A 17,855-nucleotide genomic window follows, 5' to 3' on the forward strand; every position below is an offset into this window, starting at 1 on the left:
ACAAAAAGCAAAGAAAAGGACACGAGTTATTTTCCCCGGTTATACAGAGAAGGAAGGAAAGCTGAGAACTTCCTAACGCAGAAAAATAACTTACCACCTTAGAGCTGCACTAGGGAAATTAAGTATCTAGTGCCGTGTATGCGACGTTATCGCAAAAGAAGCCATTATGTTTTTTGTGATGGGAATCTGGGTGGAACCACGGATATAAGCATATTCGTCCCTATATTTAGGGATGAATATGCTTTTTTGCATTCAATTTCATAAAAAGCGAAGAAAAGGACACGAGTTATTTTCCCCGGTTATACAGAGAAGGAAGGAAAGCTGAGAACTTCCTAACGCAGAAAAATAACTTACCACCTTAGAGCTGCACTGGGGAAATTAAGTATCTAGTGCCGTATAAACGACGTTACCGTAAAAGAAGCCATTGCATTTTGTGATGGGAATCTGGGTGGAACCACGGGTAAAAGCACGCTCGTCCCTATGTTAGGGATGAGTGTGCTTTTTATTATGAAATGGAGAGATGAAAAATGAAAGAACAAATGATTGAAATTAAATTTCCAGATGGTAGCGTGAAAGAATTTGTAAATGGAGTTACTTTAGAAGAAATTGCGGGATCCATTAGCAGTAGTTTGAAAAAGAAAGCAGTCGCGGGGAAAGTAAATGATGGATTATATGATTTACGCCGAAAGATTGAAGAAAATGCGGAAGTAGAAATCATTACTATAGATTCAAATGAAGGTGTAGAAATTGCAAGACACTCTGCGGCACATATTTTAGCGCAAGCTGTAAAAAGATTGTATGGTGATATAAATCTTGGAGTAGGGCCTGTTATTGAAAATGGATTTTATTATGATATGGATCTTCCAAGTAGTGTAAACGTAGAAGATTTACGGAAAATAGAAAAAGAAATGAAAAAGATTATAAATGAAAATATAAAGATAGAACGAGTTGAGGTTTCTCGAGAAGAAGCAGCAAAACTGTTTCAAGAAATGAACGATCGCTTGAAATTAGAACTTTTAGAAGCAATTCCTAGTGGGGAAAGTGTAACACTATATAAACAAGGTGAATTTGTCGATTTATGTAGAGGGCCACATTTACCATTTACAGGTTATTTGAAAGCATTTCAATTAACTCACGTTTCCGGTGCATATTGGCGAGGTGATAGTAATAACCAAGTGCTTCAGCGCATATATGGTGTTGCATTCTCTTCTCAAAAAGAATTAGAAGAGTATTTACATTTCGTTGAAGAAGCAGCAAAAAGAAATCATCGTAAGTTAGGCAGTGAGCTTGAGTTATTTATGTTTTCTGAAGAGGCTCCGGGAATGCCATTTTATTTACCGAAAGGACAAATGATTCGTAACGAATTGGAAGCATTTTTAAGAGAAATTCAAAAAGAGTACAATTATCAAGAAGTACGCACTCCGTTCATGATGAACCAAGAAGTATGGGAGAGATCAGGGCACTGGGGACATTATAAAGATAATATGTATTTCTCTGAAGTAGATAATAAAAGTTTTGCATTAAAACCGATGAACTGCCCAGGGCACATGCTTATGTTTAAAAATAAATTGCATTCTTATCGTGAATTACCGATTCGTATGTGTGAATTTGGTCAAGTACATCGCCATGAATTTAGTGGTGCCTTAAACGGATTATTAAGAGTACGTACTTTCTGCCAAGATGATGCACATTTATTTGTAACTCCAAAACAAATTGAAGATGAAATTAAATCAGTAATGGCGCAAATTGATTACGTATATAAAACTTTTGGATTCGAATATGAAGTAGAGCTTTCTACTCGTCCAGAAGACTCAATGGGTGATGATAAATTATGGGAGCAAGCAGAAGCAGCATTAGAAAATGTATTACAATCGCTAAATTATAAATATAGACTAAATGAAGGTGACGGTGCATTTTACGGGCCGAAAATTGATTTTCATATTAAAGATGCTTTAAATAGAAGTCACCAGTGCGGAACAATCCAGCTTGATTTCCAAATGCCAGAGAAATTTGATTTAAATTATATAGATGAAAATAATGAAAAGAAAAGACCAGTTGTTATTCACAGGGCAGTTTTAGGGTCATTAGATCGCTTCTTAGCAATATTAATTGAGCACTTTGGAGGTGCGTTCCCGGCATGGGTGGCACCAGTTCAAGTGAAAGTAATTCCAGTTTCAAATGCAGTACATGAACAATATGCCAATGAGATTGCACTTAAATTAGCACAAGCTGGAGTTCGTGTTGAACAAGATGCACGAGATGAAAAATTAGGATATAAAATAAGAGAAGCACAAATGCAAAAAGTACCGTATGTTCTTGTTATTGGAGATAAGGAAATGGAAAACGAAGCTGTAAATGTACGTAAATATGGGGAAGAGAAGTCAGAAGTTATTGCACTAGATGTATTTGTGGCAACTATTGAAGAAGAAATAAAGAATAGAAAATATTGATTGTAAAGAAAACACACTATTAGAAATTAGTGTGTTTTCTTTTTTATCTTACAAAAATGTAAGGTAAATGTAAGCGAAATCGAGGGAACGAGTTGTAGAAAAATGAGAATATGAAGTAGGAAATAGGTTCATGTTACAGGTGTAACTCTTATTGAATGAATAATTAAAAAATCTTAAGGATTTACATGACAAAATAATAAGAAATATGTGAGAAATTAATTTTATACAAAAGGGATGGAGTGAAAGAGATGTCAACAAATGTAGTTACTGTAGAAAGTGTAGAAAAAACGTATGGAAAAAGAAATGAGAATCAGTCAAAAGCATTAAGGGGTGTATCGTTAAGTATTAAAGAAGGAGAATTTGTCGGGATTATGGGTCCTTCTGGGTCTGGAAAAACGACTTTACTTAATGTGATAAGTACACTTGACCAAGCGACAGGTGGTAGTGTGACGATAGCTGGTACAAATATTACTTCTATGAAGGGCAATGCGTTATCTGATTTTCGCTCTCAAAAATTAGGTTTCATTTTTCAAGATTTTAATCTACTAGAAAACTTATCAATTTATGAAAATATAGCTTTACCACTTTCTCTGCAAGGCGTACCATCAAGTGAGATTACTGGAAAGGTAAATGACGTTGCGAAGAAATTAGGGATTACTGAAATTTTAACAAAATATCCAACTGCTGTTTCTGGTGGACAAAAGCAAAGAACAGCGGCGGCAAGAGCTTTAGTACATAATCCAGCAATTGTATTAGCAGATGAACCGACAGGTGCGCTTGATAGTAAAAACGCAAAAAGTTTATTAGAAGCAATGCAAGATTTACATGAAAATCACAATGTAAGTATTTTGATGGTTACACATGATGCATTTAGTGCAAGTTATTGTGAGCGTATTTTATTTATTCAAGATGGTCTTCTTTATAAAGAATTAAATCGTCAAGGCACTAGAGAGAATTTCTATCAAGACATTTTAGGTGTGCTCGCTCATATGGGCTCAGCTGCTGAGTCTAAGTAGGGGGCGAAACTATGTTATTTAAATTATCACGTCATAGTATGAAAAAAATGTTAAAAGATTATATGGTTTTACTTATTGGCCTCGTTATTAGTATTAGTATTTTCTATATGTTCCAAACGATGGCGATGAATAGCGAATTTACGAAAGATAATAGCCTAATTAGTAGTATTAGACTCGTCTTTTGGGTAGGTGCAATACTATTATCTTTCATTACTGTATTTTATATTATATATGCCAACTCTTTCTTACTCACGTTAAGAAGAAAAGAACTCGGTATGTACATGATGCTTGGTGCGAAAAAGAAAAAAGTAGCACAGTTATTATTTATTGAAACATTCGGTATGGGTATTGTCAGTATTATTATCGGTATTTTAGTAGGGATGTTACTTGCAAGTGTAGCAGGAAACTTTTTAATGAATGGAATGGAAATTTCAGCAAAAGGTAGTTATGCATCTGTATACACACCAGCAATTTTAGTTACAGCTATTTTCTTCTTAATACTATTTTTCATTACTGGCTTAATGAACAGTGTCCGATTGTTACGTAAAACTGAACTAGAGTTAATTCGTGAAGATGAAACACTAGATGAAGTGAAGAAAAGTAAAACTCGCATTATTATAATGACAGTACTTGGTGTATTACTAGTAAGTATAGGGTACTATTTTATGATCAATGTAAAAATATATGCTGAATTAGGTTTTATTATAGCAACCATCGTTACAACACTTGGAACATATTTTATCTTTAGTTCATTACTCCCATTTTTTGTGATGAAAATTAAGGGGAATAAAAAACGAAATGAAACTGGTCTAAATAGTTTTACATATGCACAGCTACGCTTTCGAGTAAATAGTTTATCGAGAGTATTAGGTACTGTAGCGATGTTAATTGCATTAGGTGCAGGTGCGATGACGGCAGGTATGGCTTTCCAAAAAAATGTAGGTATTATGACAGACTTTTCTCGTGTATATGATGTTGTAATTCATGATCCGAATGATCAAGACAAAGCTGCCTTAAAAGAAATGGAAATTGTTGAAGAAAGCAAGTACAAATATAAAGTAGATGGAGAAGCCGTTTATTATTTACGTAACGACTTAACTGCGAAACCACCACTTGTTTCAGACCATTTTGATACAAAAACGTTAAAAGAGCCTGTTCGTAAACGTGTGACTGAACCTTTAACTGAACCTGTATATTCAGCTTTAGAGGCTCCTGAATTAGCAAAATTCCCTCGTATGCCAAAGGATTGGGAAGACGCAGTTGTAAGAGAGATACAAATTACGCATAATCAATTTAGCGGAAAACCAGTAAGAATTGCAGACGAAGAGCATTATAAAGGAATTCAAGGAACAGAACACACTGTAACATTAGCAAAAGTAGATGATATGAAAAAATATAAACCGTTATTGATCGAAATAGACAAGAGACAAAAAGCACAAATTGAAAAAGCAACAGGTGAAAAGGTAGACTTATTTACGAAAATGACAATTTATCAGTTTATGAACAGCTTCATGAGCGGAACAATGTTTATGGGATTTTTCCTCGGAATTGCCTTTTTAGCAATGATGGCAAGTTCCCTTATGTTCAAAATATTAACAGGTGCTTCTCGCGACGTACGCCGTTATGAAATGTTACGAAAAATCGGTGTAAGACGTAGCATGTTAACGAAAAGTATATATAAAGAAATTTCATATTTATTTATCTTCCCAGCGATCATTGGCATTTCTCACGTTTTAGTAGGGCTTAACTTATTCAGCTTTATATTAGTTGACCCGTTTGTAAAAGTGTGGGTGCCAATAGGAATTTTCTTAGTCATTTATTTCATTTATTACTGGATAACTGTTCAACTTTATAAAGGTATGGTAATGCCGAAAGAAGAGGTAGCTAAATAGTTTATGAAAAGAGTCCTTGTTTTGAAAATAGGGGCTCTTTTTTATGTTTTTCATAAAGAAGGAAAAGATTGGATAATGGTCGAAAAATATAATGTAACTTCCAAGAAATGACTAAAATAATACTATTTTGTCGAGAGGAAGGATACGAAGTATGAAAGAAATGCTACAGTTATTTCGCAACAAAGTGTATGCACGTTTTTTCTAGCAAATATTTTAGATCGACTCGGTTCTATGATTGCTGGAATTTCTTTAATGTTTTACTTGTTAGATCAATACGGAAAACAACCAGTTTACGCAACGATGACAAAAATTATGATTGCATTACCTGCATTAATCTTTTTTCTATTAGTAGGGACAGTAGTGGATCGATTTGATAGACAACGTATATGTACAGTAAGTAACATATGTTGTTCGCTCTGTAATATTGGAATCCTAATTTCGCTTTATTACGGGATGATTATACTTGTCTTTATATTTTTATTTTTGGAAAATGCGTGTATACAATTTTTCTCTCCAGCAGAACAATCGATGATACAGGGAGTAGTTGAATCAGACCAATACGGTGCAGCAGCGGGTATTAATCAAATGGTAAATAGTTTGTATGCTTTGTTTGGTGTAGGAATTGCAACGATGGTGTACTGAACTTTTGGAATTTACGGGAGCATTTTAGTAAATACGCTCACTTTTATTATGAGTGGTATTTTGATTCAAACAATCTCCATTCCAGAAAAAGTTTGTTTACCAAATGGTAGAACAAAATGGAAAGAAGTTAATTTGAAGATGTTAATAACAGAGTTTAAAGAAGGGATTAGGTATATATACCTAAATGAAACTTCTAAAAAATTACTTTTGGGATTTATCGTGTTTGGTTGATTATTTTTTGTTACGTGTTTATTCCAAGCTATTTTACTAAGTGGAAAAAAGCGAATTCAAGGTGTGGTTGAAGATGTTTTTTCTGAATATTCTTTCTTTCGTGAAGGGGTAATAGTTATGTTGATGCGAACTGCTAAGTGGTATGGGATTACTTGTTTACAATTATTCGCTGCAATTCTATGTATAATCTGTTTAGGTGCGCTCCCTCGATTATTTAAGGGATTACAAATTGATTTAATTGGTTTTTGGAACACGATTGTGTTTATTGGAGGAAAGTTACTCCAACCTTGGGAAATTACATATGGATTTCGAGATTCGAGGAAATTATTTCCGCAAATATGGATTCATTATTTAGAGACAATGTTTGTATTTATTTCGGCATTTTTACTGTCATTACTTATTGCGTATGTTCTCGTTGTGTGGGTATTACAACGGTCTCAATCAAAGCAACGAATGTGGAATGGGATTTTTGTCGTACTTGAAAGCATCCCAGATATTTTAATAATTTTATTATCGCAACTTCTAGTCGTAATAATCTTTCAAAAGACAGGCTTTATGCCAGTAAAACTAGCGGGGATTGGGGAGGAAAGGGCTCGCCTATTGCCAATAATATGTCTAACTTTGCCTACAACACTATTATTTATTAAGCTACTACTATTACGTTTCAGAGAAGAATTAGAGAAAGATTATAGTATATTTGCTAAAAGTAAAGGGCTTAGTTTACGACATATTTTAACAAATCATATTTCAAGAAATGTTTTGTTAACAACAATCTATTATGCAAAAACAAATATTTTATTTATGTTATCAAATTTATATATTATTGAATGGATATTTAATACGTACGGTATGTTTGTTTTTGTAAAAGAAAATTTGAAATTAGAAATATTTACAGTAAGTTTAATTATATTATACGTACCGCTTTTTATACTATTTCGTTTATTACATACGTTTTTACAAAATGTAATAAAGGAGCGTGTTTAGCATGTGGCAAGTTGTAAAAAGAGATGTGAGATTTTGGTTTGGTGTTACTTTTTTAAGCGTACTTATGATTATTAGTATTGGAAATACTTTATTTTTCGATGGGAATATCCGTGAACTTACGATGATGTATAACGAAAAAGGAGAACTAGAGGCTGCTCCATTTTCACCGTCGAATAAATTTTGGTTCGGTAGTGATGAGAAAGGACGCGATCTTTTCCAGTTAATAATAGAAGGAGCGAAATGGACAGTTGGTGCGAGCGTAATTATAGCGATTCTACGAGTTATAGTTGGAGGAGGTATTGGTTTGCTTCTTGGTATGTATAGCAAACGTTCTTTTCCAGTTATAGCATCTTTTTTTGATCCGTTCAGCATTGTACCTATGGTTATGATCTCTTTTTTTGTGTTAAAGGAAGTTTTAGTGTTTGAAAATGGGACAGTACCAGAGCCGTTTCATTTAAGGGTAATATTTCAAATGGTTATCCTTACATGTTTAGCGGTACCAACAATTATGTTATATACAGCGCAGGAAGTCCGTCGGATAAAAAGAGAAGAATTTATGATGGCGGCAACTGTGCTTGGGGGCAGTAAATGGCATAGAGTGAAAAATCACGTATGGCCACACGTATTACCATCATTTTTTTTACTTGTTGCTCAACAATTTGTGAGTACTTTATTACTTCTCTTGCATCTTGGCTTGTTAGAGTTATTTTTTGGTGGAACAATTATCTTTGGTACAGAGGCAGATAGTGTAACAAAAGAATGGACCGGCCTAATTGGTCAAAACTTCCGTCATTTAACTACTCATACATGGATTGTACTTATACCGATTGCTTTTTATAGTATGACAATTTTAGCTGGAAATCTAATTAGTAATAGCATGCAAGATGCGATTAAGTTAGGAAATGTGAGAAAGCTAGAGAGGGAAAGTAAAGAATTACAAGTAGAGAAACAAGTACAACCAACTATGAATGACTTTTCTTTTTATAGAGAGATACAAAAATAAAAAAGATAGCTGAAGACAAATTGTTTTCAGCTATCTTTTTTCGTTTAAAGTGGAGGTAAATCAATCTTACCTTCTTCAAATAATTCTTTTATCATATGCTTCGTATAACCAGCGGCTTGACCAAATGTGATTTTTGCTGGCATTGGTGCTTCGTTAGCATCTACAACTACATCAATAATACACGGTTTATTTTGTTTTACTGCATTTTCGAAAGCGGGAAGGAGTTCATCTAAATTCTCAACACGGTATCCAATACCTCCACACGCCTCTGCATATTTTGCAAAATCAGGGTTCGTTAAATCTGTTTCGAATTCGATATTACCCATAACTTCTTGCTCGAATTTAATCATCGCAATTTTATTATTGTTTAATACGACGACAACGATTGGCAATTTATATTTTACAGCTGTTACGAAGTCATTCATCGTCATTCCAAATCCGCCATCACCACAAACTGCAAATACTTGTTTATCTGGGAATGCAATTTTTCCAGCAAGAGCACCAGGTAAACCGCAACCAAGTGTTGCGAGCCAGCTAGAAATGACAAATTGCTGGTTTGTCATACGGAAGTGCCTTGCGGTCCATACTGTTACATTTCCGACATCGACTGATAGAATTGCGTCATCATGTGCTACTTGCTGCAGAGCATGCATAACGCGTTGTGGTTTAATTGGAATGGAAGAGTCTTCTTCTTGATCGTGTAATTTTTCTTCCCACTTTTTCATCATTTCTTGGTGATGTTCTAAGAAGGAATGGTCTGTGTGTTCTTCAACATTTTCAATTAACCATCGTAATGTTTTATCAGCATCACCAGCTAAACCAATATCTGTCGCATAACGTTTCCCGATTTGGGCAGGATCTGTATCGATATGAATTGTTTTTGCTTTTTCAGGTAAGAAGCCGGTGAACGGATAAGAAGTACCGACCATAATTAAAGTATCTGCATGCTTCATTGCTTCATAAGAAGGTTTCGTTCCAATTAATCCTAATCCACCAATACAAAGAGGGTGTTCATCAGGAATAATTCCTTTAGCAGGTAATGTAAGTACGATTGGAGCACCAATATGTTCTGCCAATGCAAGTAAAGATTCTCTCGCATGTTTTGTTCCTTTTCCAGCTAAAATCACAGGCTTTTTCGCTTCATTTATTGCGAGTTTCGCCGCATCTAAATCTTCTTTTTGTGGAAACAACTCAGGCAAAGTAAAAGAAGTATTTGTAATACGAGCACCATTTTTTACTTCGAATTTCGGGACATCATCTGGAATTGTAAGAACGGATACACCTTTTTTCGTATAAGCCATTCGAATTGCTTGATTCACTACGGCAGGTAGTTGCTCTGCTGACATAATACGCTGGTTATAAACCGCAACATCATCAAACATTCTTTCTAAATTTACTTCTTGGAAAAAGTCCGTTCCAAGTAAATCGGTTTCTACTTGACCTGAAATTGCTAGAACAGGGGCTTTATCGAGTTTCGCATCATATAAACCATTTAATAAATGAATAGCACCAGGTCCTGCAATTGCCATACAAACGCCAAGTTTTCCTGTTAATTTCGCATAGGCAGCCGCTGCTAATGCACCAGCTTCTTCATGGCGAACTTGAATGAATTTAATTTTATCTTGTTTTTTTCTTAAAGCTTCAATGATAGAATTGATGGAATCTCCAGGCATACCGTATATGTGTTCTACTCCCCAGTCAATTAATAAATCAACTAATGCTTCACCGGCTGTTTTCCCAAACATAAGTGTTCCTCCTTATAATAAGTAGATAACATTATGTTTTGGATAAAAAGGAAAAATATACAAATAAGAAAATTTATCTGGTTATTTGTGACCTAAGAATCAGTGTGGGAGGCACAAAAGTTTCACTTTAGCAACTTTAATGATGACCAGCGAATAAAGTGAACACTGTTATTAGTAAAAAACCACTAGTTGCCCACATTAGAAATGTAAGGAAAGAGAGCTGTTTCTTAGCTTTCCAAAGCATTTCATGAATTGTGACATATCCAAGTGAACCGATAGCACTTCCCATAATGAGGCCTTGCAGGTGAAGAGCTTTTCCTTCCATCAAAATGCCAAAAACTGTGCCAGTACCGAGAATAAGAGAAAGTAATAAAGTCGTTAATAAAAAGGAAATATATTTATGTTTTGTAAAAAGAAATGGAATAATTAAAGCTAATCCTTCTGGAATATGGTGAACGACAATTGCTATTAAAAAGGGAATGGCAGAGTCATTATGATTTATAAAAGCTGTACCTAACGCAAATCCACTAGGTATATTATGAATAAATATAGCGAAAGAGAGAAAAAGGAAGGTTTGCCATGCTTGTTGATCTTTTTTATGTATCATTGGATGGTGACAATAGTTATCTAATAAGCTCATAACTAAAATACCGATGGCTATACCAAGTATAGGCCCAATCATTTCGTAGCTTGAAAATGTTTCAGGAATAATTTCAAGGGATAAAAGCCCAAGTAAAATTCCGCCACATAATGCGTATAAACGATGCATCTTTTCTTCAATGAGTTGGCGTGTTGCTACTCCAACAGCACCGCCTAAAAGTAATCCACCGAACGAAAAAAATGTTACAATCATTGGAATCCATAAACGTTCCATAGTATCACACTCCGATTCTATTCCCTTATTTTTAGCTTACGAAAAGGAAAGTTAGATTAGTCCAAGTAATTGTGTTTGATTATAGAGAAAAAAGTAGTGATTCGTTATAATTTATATATTAAATTTAAGTGAGAAAATGAAAAGGGGAATTGGTTATGCAACAAATTAAAAAAATAGGAAACTCATTTTGGTATATGACACCAGTTTCTGAAACAGATAGACCTATATTAGGAATGGTTGTTGGAAAAGAAAAAACTTTAATGATCGATGCAGGGAATTCAGAGGAACATGCACAATTATTTTTAGAAATGTTAAAAGAACAAAATGTATCGAATCCAGATTTCGTAGCACTAACCCATTGGCATTGGGATCATATTTTTGGATTGCCTGTACTACAAGATGCATTGTCTATTGCACATTCTGAAACGAAAAAAGAGATGCGTACACTTGTTTCTTATGAATGGACAGATGAAGCTTTGGACGCACGCGTAAAAGAGGGTACTGAAATTGCATTTTGTGCGGATTGCATAAAAAAAGAGTTTGAAGAAAAAGCGAGAAATATTAACATTATTCCTCCGACCTTAACGTTCCAGAATCAAATGGAATTAGATCTTGGTGAAGTGACATGCGTGTTAAAACATGTGGGCGGAGATCATGCACATGATTCAGTTGTTATTTACGTGAAAGAAGAAAAGATATTATTTTTAGGAGACTGTATATATGCAGATATTTTTTCTTCGAAGTGGAACTATACGACGAAAAGAACGTTTAAATTGATAGATGAATTAGAGAAATTTGATGCTGAGACATATATTCTTTCTCATGGGGAAGCGATAAATCGAGAGGAGTTTTTACAAGAGATTCGTATGTTAAAAACAGTAGGAACTTATACAGAAATGCATAAAGGCGATGAAGAGAAGATAAAGGCAGTGTATAAACAAGAACTAGATAGGGAATTAAATGAAGATGAGTTAGAAACAATAACTTATTTTGTCAATGGTTATGAAATGAATAATCAATAAGACACTACATTAATCCAATATAATTAAATTGCACAAAAAGAGTATTGAAATTTAATTCAATACTCTTTTCAATAGTTAAATATGTAGTTTCAACTAAATTCTAAATATAGGGGTTCATCGTCTGAAGTGATTTTATTCTATTTATTTTTCGTATAGATAGTGGTTCAAGTAGAAGCTTTCTTTGCTAATTCAGTAATATATTCAAAGAAAACATCGTGTTTTACATCGTAAACGACATTTACAGGTCGTCCATCAGCAGTTTCCTCTGTACGTCCTTGGCTTGGTCCGTATGTATGAATGATACTATTAATTGTTTCAGTTTTTGCAAGGTTAGTGTTTCCGACAAGCGCGGTAGTTAGTACATCCCATAAATAATAAGTAGAGTTCGTTGAGAAGTGAACGAGAGGGGGGACCATTGCATAACATTGACCAAGGAAATCAACACCAATATACTTTCTCTCTTTTGCCCACTGTTCACGTATGTCTATAGTTAACGGAACTTGGTTTGTACTTTCTAGTGTCACTAAGTCGATTTTAATTTTTGCATCCCATACACGAGCTACTGCTTCAGGGTCCCAAAACGAATTCCACTCAGCTGTTCCATCATGCTCTGGTTCATGTACATTGCCTGCTGTAAGAAATGTACCACCCATCCAAACGAGACATTCAATTTTATCTTCAATTATGGGAGCTTCATATAACGCACGAGCAAGGTCAGTTAGGGGCCCGGTAAATAATAAAGTTGTTTTTCCTTCCGTTTGTAGAAGTGTTTCTATTAAATGGTGATGTGCAGGCTTTGCTGCCATGGGTGCTACAACTTTTCCAGACTCATTTAAAATTGGTAAAGCATCTACATAAAATGCATGCATCCGCCAGTCTTTCGGAAACGGGTTTTGCCCGCGAGAGTTTGAAGCGGCTACTGCAATATTATCTTTGCTGAAGCGATCAATAATTTTACGACTTGCAGACATTGCAGGTTCTAAATAGCAGTCTGCTGGGATAACAGATACACCGGTAAGTTCAACGTTTTCCATTTGAAGTAATAAAAATAATGAAATTAAATCATCTACGCCGCCATCATGATTGAAGTATACTTTTTTCTTCATTGTAATCTCCATCCTATATGATTTAGTTAGAAATTAAATATGAATTGAGGAAAAGTCATCAATAATTTCCACCACTTCAATTTCTCCATTAATCAGTAGCTCAGGAAGCTCATTTCTAATATTTCCTTTCCAATACTTTCTAGCTTGTTCGATTTTTTGAGAAAAAGGAATACCATCTTCTTTCGGTAAAAGATTCCCGTCACCTTCAAAAGAACTTCCGATTACTCGTAGTTTAACAATCTGTAAAACTTCTCGATTGTAAGAATCAAATAGCGCTTTCCATTTCAAAGCATCCTCATAGCTTTTAGCAGCGTATAAACAAGATAACCTGGAAGGGTATTCAGGGAATTCTTGTAGTCTAACCATTTCTACAATTGTTTCTCTAACTGCTCTAATTGTTTGATTCATATAATTCATAACTACTTTAGCATTTTCATTATTTATATGTAATTCGTCATTTTTATAGTGATTATTTAAAATTTGTATGCCATCTTCACCACTAACATTTAATTGTTCTCTTTCAAAAAAGAAGTTATATAGAGTATTGTGTTGATTTTTTTTAAAAGGAATGATTTGTCCGATATGCATTCTTTTCCTTGTTACGATGTGATATGCGTAAAAGTCTGCTTCATTCATGGTTATCCTCCTAGTAATAATGTAATGCAATGTTAAATTTAGTAATTCAACATTGAAATATATAAAACCTTTATAAGTAAAAGTGAGAATTTGAGTTGAAAGTAAAGAAAACACATGAAAACGTTTTAAATTTGTTCACAAAATGTTCACTTACGAAGGGGTTTCCAATGTCGATATAATGACAAAGACTCAAAGAGAGAGGATGATGAAATTTGCCAACAACAAGAAAGGAAAACTTCCAATTTGGCATGATGATGTGCTTTGGAATGGTTATCGTAATGACGTTTTACAATTTACTAATGAATGAAACAGGAGGATCAATTTATATTAAAGAGATTGCATTAGAACTATTAATTGGCTTTATTATTGCGCTATTAATTGAAATATGTATGGTTGGACCTTGTGCGAAAAAAATTGTATTCATGTTGCCATTTGATAAATCTAAGAAAATAAATATTATCGTTGCAATGGCGACAACTATGGTAATCGGAATGGTGTTCTTTATGTCATTTTTCGGTATGGCTATGATGCATTTACATGGTGGACTACAAGGAGATTCATTTGTTTCAATTTATTTTTCGATTTTTATTAAAAATTTCATAATGGCATATCCATTACAATTAATTATTATGGGACCGCTTGTACGTTTCTTATTTGCAAAGTTTGTTATGAAAAAGAAATCTTTTAATGTAGCGTAATTTTTATTTATAAAACATTATATATAAATAAAAAACACATCTCGCATTTTTGAGGTGTGTTTTTTTCATTCCAAGTTATTTTCATAGTGATGTGACATTTGTCCTTTTGCCATTATAGGATGATGGTTTTTAATTAAGTCAGAAATAAAGGATGAGGAGATGATTTTTTGAAAGGTATTCTATTTGCTGTTTTTGCGGGGATATTTATAACACTTCAAGGAACCTTTAATGCGAAACTTAGTTCACATATCGGTATATGGTCGACGAGTATTATAACCCATTTAATTGGATTCCTTATTGCAACAACTGTATTTTTGTTAAAGAAAGAAGAGAAAGTAACAGATTTAAAGAGTGTGAAAAAAGTATATTTAGCAGCGGGTGCATTTGGTGGATTCATTATTTGTGCAGAAACTATGGCGATATATTCACTAGGAGTTACATTGACAGCTGGCACACTAATGGTTGCTCAATTGTTAACGGCAACAGTTATTGAAATGAAAGGACTGTTTCATATAAAAAAGATACAGATGGAGAGATATCATATTGTGGGAACAATAGTAATGATTATAGGTATTGTTGTATTTAATATGTAAATGAAAGGAGAAATGAATATGGCGGATAAATCAGGTTTAATTACGCATTATTTGAGAACCAATAAAACGCTCGAGATTTTTTCAGAAATAGATACAGCTTATTTTCAATTAAATCACTTTGAAAAAGGCGAGCTTATTTGCAATATAGATGACGAAATGGATCGTTTATATTTTGTTGTTAAAGGTAAAGTAAAAGTTTACACGATTACACCTGAAGGGAAGAAACTAATCCTTCGCTTTATCAATCCACTCGCAATTGTTGGTGATATTGAATTAATTCAAAATAGCAAAGCACATAATGTCGTTGAAGCTTGTTCAGATGTTGTAGCAATCTCTATTTCTAATACGGTTATTAGAAACAAGTTATTACATGATCCTATATTTATGAAGTTCTTGCTTGAAAACATTGCCAACACGTTAAAAATATCGACTCGTTTTACTGCTCTTAATTTACTTTATCCTGTAGAAGTACGTGTAGCTAGTTATTTGCTTTCAATTTCAACAGATAGTAACGGGAATATGTATAAAGGGGATTTGGATGCAACTTCAGTAACGAGTATTGCAGATTTTATAGGGGTAAGTTATAGGCACGTAATTCGGGTATTACAAAGATTTTATAATGAAAAACTAATTGAAAAGAGTAATGGAGTTATTGTAATTAAAGATTTTTCTAGAATGAAGGAAGTCGCTAAAGATAATATATATGAGCAATGAAAGGGAGAGGAAGATTTTGATTGGATTTAGTTTAGCTATATTAGCAGGAATATTAATTAGCGTACAATCTGTTTTTAATGCAAAAGTAAATGAAAATGTAGGACAGTGGTTAACAACTACATGTGTCCTTGGAATAGGTCTCATTAGTTCTATTCTATTTTATATCATTACAGAAAACAGTATTAACATTAAAGTGTATACTACAAATTATTTGTTTTATGTAAGTGGGTTGTTTGGTATCGGGTTAATTATTTGTATAATGGGTGCAATAAAGAGCTTAGGTCCAGCATATACGGTGCTAATTAGTCTTATTACTCAATTGGTCGTTGCGTTATGCATTGATACATTCGGATTATTTGGAATGGAGAGTGTTCCATTACAAGTAAATAAATTAGTTGGTATAGGTTTATTAATTGTGGGAGTAGGGATTTTTAAAAATCTATTTTCGAATAAGAAAGCTATTCATATAAGAAAGGATAGGGTTTAAAGAATTTAAAGGTAAAAGCTGTTAATGGTCAGAACATATACATATAAATAGTAGTAAGTGATTCAATATATGTTGCAAGATGGTGTACATGATTTGAAAATCGATGAGATTCAACATTTTAGCTCCCACGTAAAGCGCATGCAAGATTTTATCCCGCATTAACGGGCAGTAAGACCCCCACCTGAAAATTCAGCGAAAGCAAAGAAGTTAGGTGGGGAGCGGGCTGCCCGTAAAAGCCTGATTGGTGAGGGCTGATAATCAGTGGGGGATGAGCAAAGCCCCATTGATTAAAGTTTCACTTCACAATTATGTTTCTGCCTTTGATTTTATTAAAATTAACATTTATGACCTAAGTATAAATGTATTGAGCTCTTCTTTACTTTTTATTTTTTGAACCGTAAATGAACAAACTTCAACATTTTTATTAAGTTTACAATTCTCATCATTATACGCGTACTACCGTCCCAATCTTTATTTGTAGCTATATCTTTAAAGAAAGGGGAGCAGTTCAATACTTTTATTGTAGAGGACCATTTTTCTATTGATTTTGGATTATTTACGTAAAAATACATCATAGCACCGTTATTACCAGATTTCTTTACAGTAGCATTCGAAAGATTCAGTGCGAACTTTGATTCAGCGTCAAAATATAATTCTCCTCCAGGGAAACGTTTTGACATAGCGACTACGATCTTTTTTAAATCTTCTTCTTTAAAGTAATAAAACACACCTGCTGATATAAAAAGAATACCGTCGTTTGGATTATATTTTATATCGTCAAACCAAGAAGTATCAAAAAATGATTTAGCAATGCTAATGTTTCTAGGGGTATCTTCAATTAAAGTTTTGCGAAAAGAGATTGCATCGGGCAAATCAAGATTGTACCAATGTATTGTACCGTTATCGATTCTTGAAAAAGTAGTGTCTAGTCCGGAACCGATGTTTACAATAGTAGCATTCGGGTGTTTTATTATAAATTGTTTTATCGTATCGTCAATTTTTCGTGCACGGGTAATGTATGTGATACATCCGTATTCGCCAAATGTATTTGCTATTGTTGAGAAGTCAAAATCACATTCTTTAATTATTCGAATAGCTTCTATATCATCTAAAATATCCTTATTTTTCTCACTGCCATATGCTCTTCCCCATAGTGGAATAAGCATTGTACCTTGTACAGATTGCAAATCTAATTCTTTAACCATGAAACATCCTCCGTTTAATAATAAACAATATATTTAGTCGTTATTTAACATTTTTGAGAGCATTGTATTTGTTTTATATAGTCCATAAGTTAAATCCCGCCTATCTTCTTCAGATAACTTTTCGAGGTTTACTGTGAAATTATTATATATTTGTTTCCATCTCTCATAATGTACTTTTTCAGCTTTTTCTGTCAGAGAGATTAATATAGCTCTTTTGTCTACCAAATCTTGCTTTTTTATGATGTATCCGTTTTGTTCTAAGTTACGCACTGTTACACTTAATTGTTGTTTAGGGATGTTTAAATAACTAGCAATCATTTTTAAGTTTACAGGCACCTTTTGCTGGGCGATATACTCTACTACGTGTTGTTCTAAATGTGTAAATTCTAAGGATTTCTCCGATAGTAATTTAAAAGTACCTGACATATTTAATAATAAATTCATGTATTCGTTTAATAATTCGTTTTGGTTCATTGTTTTTGATTCCTTTATGAATTTAGTTATTATTTTATTACTAAATTTACTATAAATCAATTGAAATTACTCTTTATAGTAAA

16 protein-coding genes, 1 pseudogene and 2 other annotated features are annotated in these 17,855 nt (G+C 33.6%); of the genes and pseudogenes, 11 read left to right on the plus strand and 6 right to left on the minus strand.

Annotated features, from left to right (window positions below; all coding sequences use genetic code 11):
• The first annotated feature begins 1 nt into the window (after nucleotide 1).
• Nucleotides 2–225 (plus strand) — a binding site (T-box leader).
• A 36-nt stretch (nucleotides 226–261) separates the two neighbouring features.
• Nucleotides 262–483: a binding site (T-box leader), on the plus strand.
• Nucleotides 484–527: 44 nt separating this feature from the next.
• The 6 genes and pseudogenes from thrS (at nucleotide 528) to MR107_RS15695 (ending at nucleotide 8,218) form a co-directional block, all read left to right on the plus strand.
• Complete coding sequence (thrS, locus tag MR107_RS15670) at nucleotides 528–2,450, plus strand: threonine--tRNA ligase (RefSeq protein WP_086404646.1); 1,923 nt, start codon at nucleotides 528–530, stop codon at nucleotides 2,448–2,450.
• Nucleotides 2,451–2,698: 248 nt separating this feature from the next.
• Nucleotides 2,699–3,466 (plus strand): ABC transporter ATP-binding protein, encoded by a 768-nt coding sequence (locus MR107_RS15675; RefSeq protein WP_000106426.1) that lies wholly within the window; start codon nucleotides 2,699–2,701, stop codon nucleotides 3,464–3,466.
• 11 nt (nucleotides 3,467–3,477) lie between these two features.
• The gene (locus MR107_RS15680; RefSeq protein WP_086404647.1) at nucleotides 3,478–5,358 is read left to right on the plus strand and encodes an FtsX-like permease family protein; all 1,881 of its coding nucleotides are present in this window, start codon (nucleotides 3,478–3,480) and stop codon (nucleotides 5,356–5,358) included.
• A 151-nt stretch (nucleotides 5,359–5,509) separates the two neighbouring features.
• Nucleotides 5,510–6,228: pseudogene (locus MR107_RS15685) on the plus strand (MFS transporter); the annotation flags it as partial.
• Between the two features lie 120 nt (nucleotides 6,229–6,348).
• Nucleotides 6,349–7,215 carry an ABC transporter permease subunit gene (locus MR107_RS15690; RefSeq protein ID WP_140158354.1) on the plus strand — a complete coding sequence of 289 codons (867 nt, stop codon included), beginning with the start codon at nucleotides 6,349–6,351 and terminating at the stop codon, nucleotides 7,213–7,215.
• 1 nt (nucleotide 7,216) lies between these two features.
• A complete protein-coding gene (locus tag MR107_RS15695; RefSeq protein ID WP_063245808.1) occupies nucleotides 7,217–8,218 on the plus strand; it encodes an ABC transporter permease subunit in 1,002 nt (333 codons plus the stop codon).
• Nucleotides 8,219–8,262: 44 nt separating this feature from the next.
• Here the strand turns inward: MR107_RS15695 and MR107_RS15700 are convergent, their stop codons facing one another.
• On the minus strand, nucleotides 8,263–9,963 hold the full coding sequence (locus MR107_RS15700; RefSeq protein WP_086404648.1) for a pyruvate oxidase: 1,701 nt from the start codon (nucleotides 9,961–9,963) through the stop codon (nucleotides 8,263–8,265).
• A 136-nt stretch (nucleotides 9,964–10,099) separates the two neighbouring features.
• Nucleotides 10,100–10,837 carry a ZIP family metal transporter gene (locus MR107_RS15705; protein ID WP_000440626.1) on the minus strand — a complete coding sequence of 246 codons (738 nt, stop codon included), beginning with the start codon at nucleotides 10,835–10,837 and terminating at the stop codon, nucleotides 10,100–10,102.
• Nucleotides 10,838–10,992: 155 nt separating this feature from the next.
• Between MR107_RS15705 and MR107_RS15710 the strand changes: the two genes are divergently transcribed.
• Nucleotides 10,993–11,859, plus strand: coding sequence for an MBL fold metallo-hydrolase (locus MR107_RS15710; RefSeq protein ID WP_242292509.1), 867 nt, complete (start codon nucleotides 10,993–10,995; stop codon nucleotides 11,857–11,859).
• 164 nt (nucleotides 11,860–12,023) lie between these two features.
• Here MR107_RS15710 and MR107_RS15715 read toward each other — a convergent pair whose 3' ends face one another.
• Both MR107_RS15715 and MR107_RS15720 read right to left on the minus strand, forming a co-directional pair.
• Entirely contained in the window at nucleotides 12,024–12,977 is a 954-nt protein-coding gene (locus MR107_RS15715) for a nucleoside hydrolase (protein ID WP_134208048.1), read from the minus strand.
• A 21-nt stretch (nucleotides 12,978–12,998) separates the two neighbouring features.
• Nucleotides 12,999–13,601 carry a DUF2441 domain-containing protein gene (locus MR107_RS15720; protein ID WP_078386560.1) on the minus strand — a complete coding sequence of 201 codons (603 nt, stop codon included), beginning with the start codon at nucleotides 13,599–13,601 and terminating at the stop codon, nucleotides 12,999–13,001.
• A gap of 212 nt (nucleotides 13,602–13,813) precedes the next feature.
• Here MR107_RS15720 and MR107_RS15725 point away from each other — a divergent pair, with 212 nt between their 5' ends.
• The 4 genes from MR107_RS15725 (at nucleotide 13,814) to MR107_RS15740 (ending at nucleotide 16,093) form a co-directional block, all read left to right on the plus strand.
• The gene (locus MR107_RS15725) at nucleotides 13,814–14,299 is read left to right on the plus strand and encodes a DUF2798 domain-containing protein (RefSeq protein WP_086404651.1); all 486 of its coding nucleotides are present in this window, start codon (nucleotides 13,814–13,816) and stop codon (nucleotides 14,297–14,299) included.
• Nucleotides 14,300–14,466: 167 nt separating this feature from the next.
• Nucleotides 14,467–14,892 carry a DMT family transporter gene (locus tag MR107_RS15730; RefSeq protein ID WP_063536324.1) on the plus strand — a complete coding sequence of 142 codons (426 nt, stop codon included), beginning with the start codon at nucleotides 14,467–14,469 and terminating at the stop codon, nucleotides 14,890–14,892.
• Between the two features lie 18 nt (nucleotides 14,893–14,910).
• Nucleotides 14,911–15,606, plus strand: coding sequence for a Crp/Fnr family transcriptional regulator (locus tag MR107_RS15735; protein ID WP_134208046.1), 696 nt, complete (start codon nucleotides 14,911–14,913; stop codon nucleotides 15,604–15,606).
• A gap of 16 nt (nucleotides 15,607–15,622) precedes the next feature.
• Entirely contained in the window at nucleotides 15,623–16,093 is a 471-nt protein-coding gene (locus MR107_RS15740) for a DMT family transporter (protein WP_086404653.1), read from the plus strand.
• A gap of 383 nt (nucleotides 16,094–16,476) precedes the next feature.
• Here MR107_RS15740 and MR107_RS15745 read toward each other — a convergent pair whose 3' ends face one another.
• Nucleotides 16,477–17,298 (minus strand): class I SAM-dependent methyltransferase, encoded by an 822-nt coding sequence (locus tag MR107_RS15745; RefSeq protein ID WP_086404654.1) that lies wholly within the window; start codon nucleotides 17,296–17,298, stop codon nucleotides 16,477–16,479.
• 33 nt (nucleotides 17,299–17,331) lie between these two features.
• Entirely contained in the window at nucleotides 17,332–17,772 is a 441-nt protein-coding gene (locus tag MR107_RS15750) for a MarR family winged helix-turn-helix transcriptional regulator (protein WP_086404655.1), read from the minus strand.
• Nucleotides 17,773–17,855: the final 83 nt, after the last annotated feature.

The sequence above is a fragment of the Bacillus cereus group sp. BfR-BA-01441 genome (assembly GCF_022663075.1).
GTDB classification, from domain to species: domain Bacteria; phylum Bacillota; class Bacilli; order Bacillales; family Bacillaceae_G; genus Bacillus_A; species Bacillus_A cereus.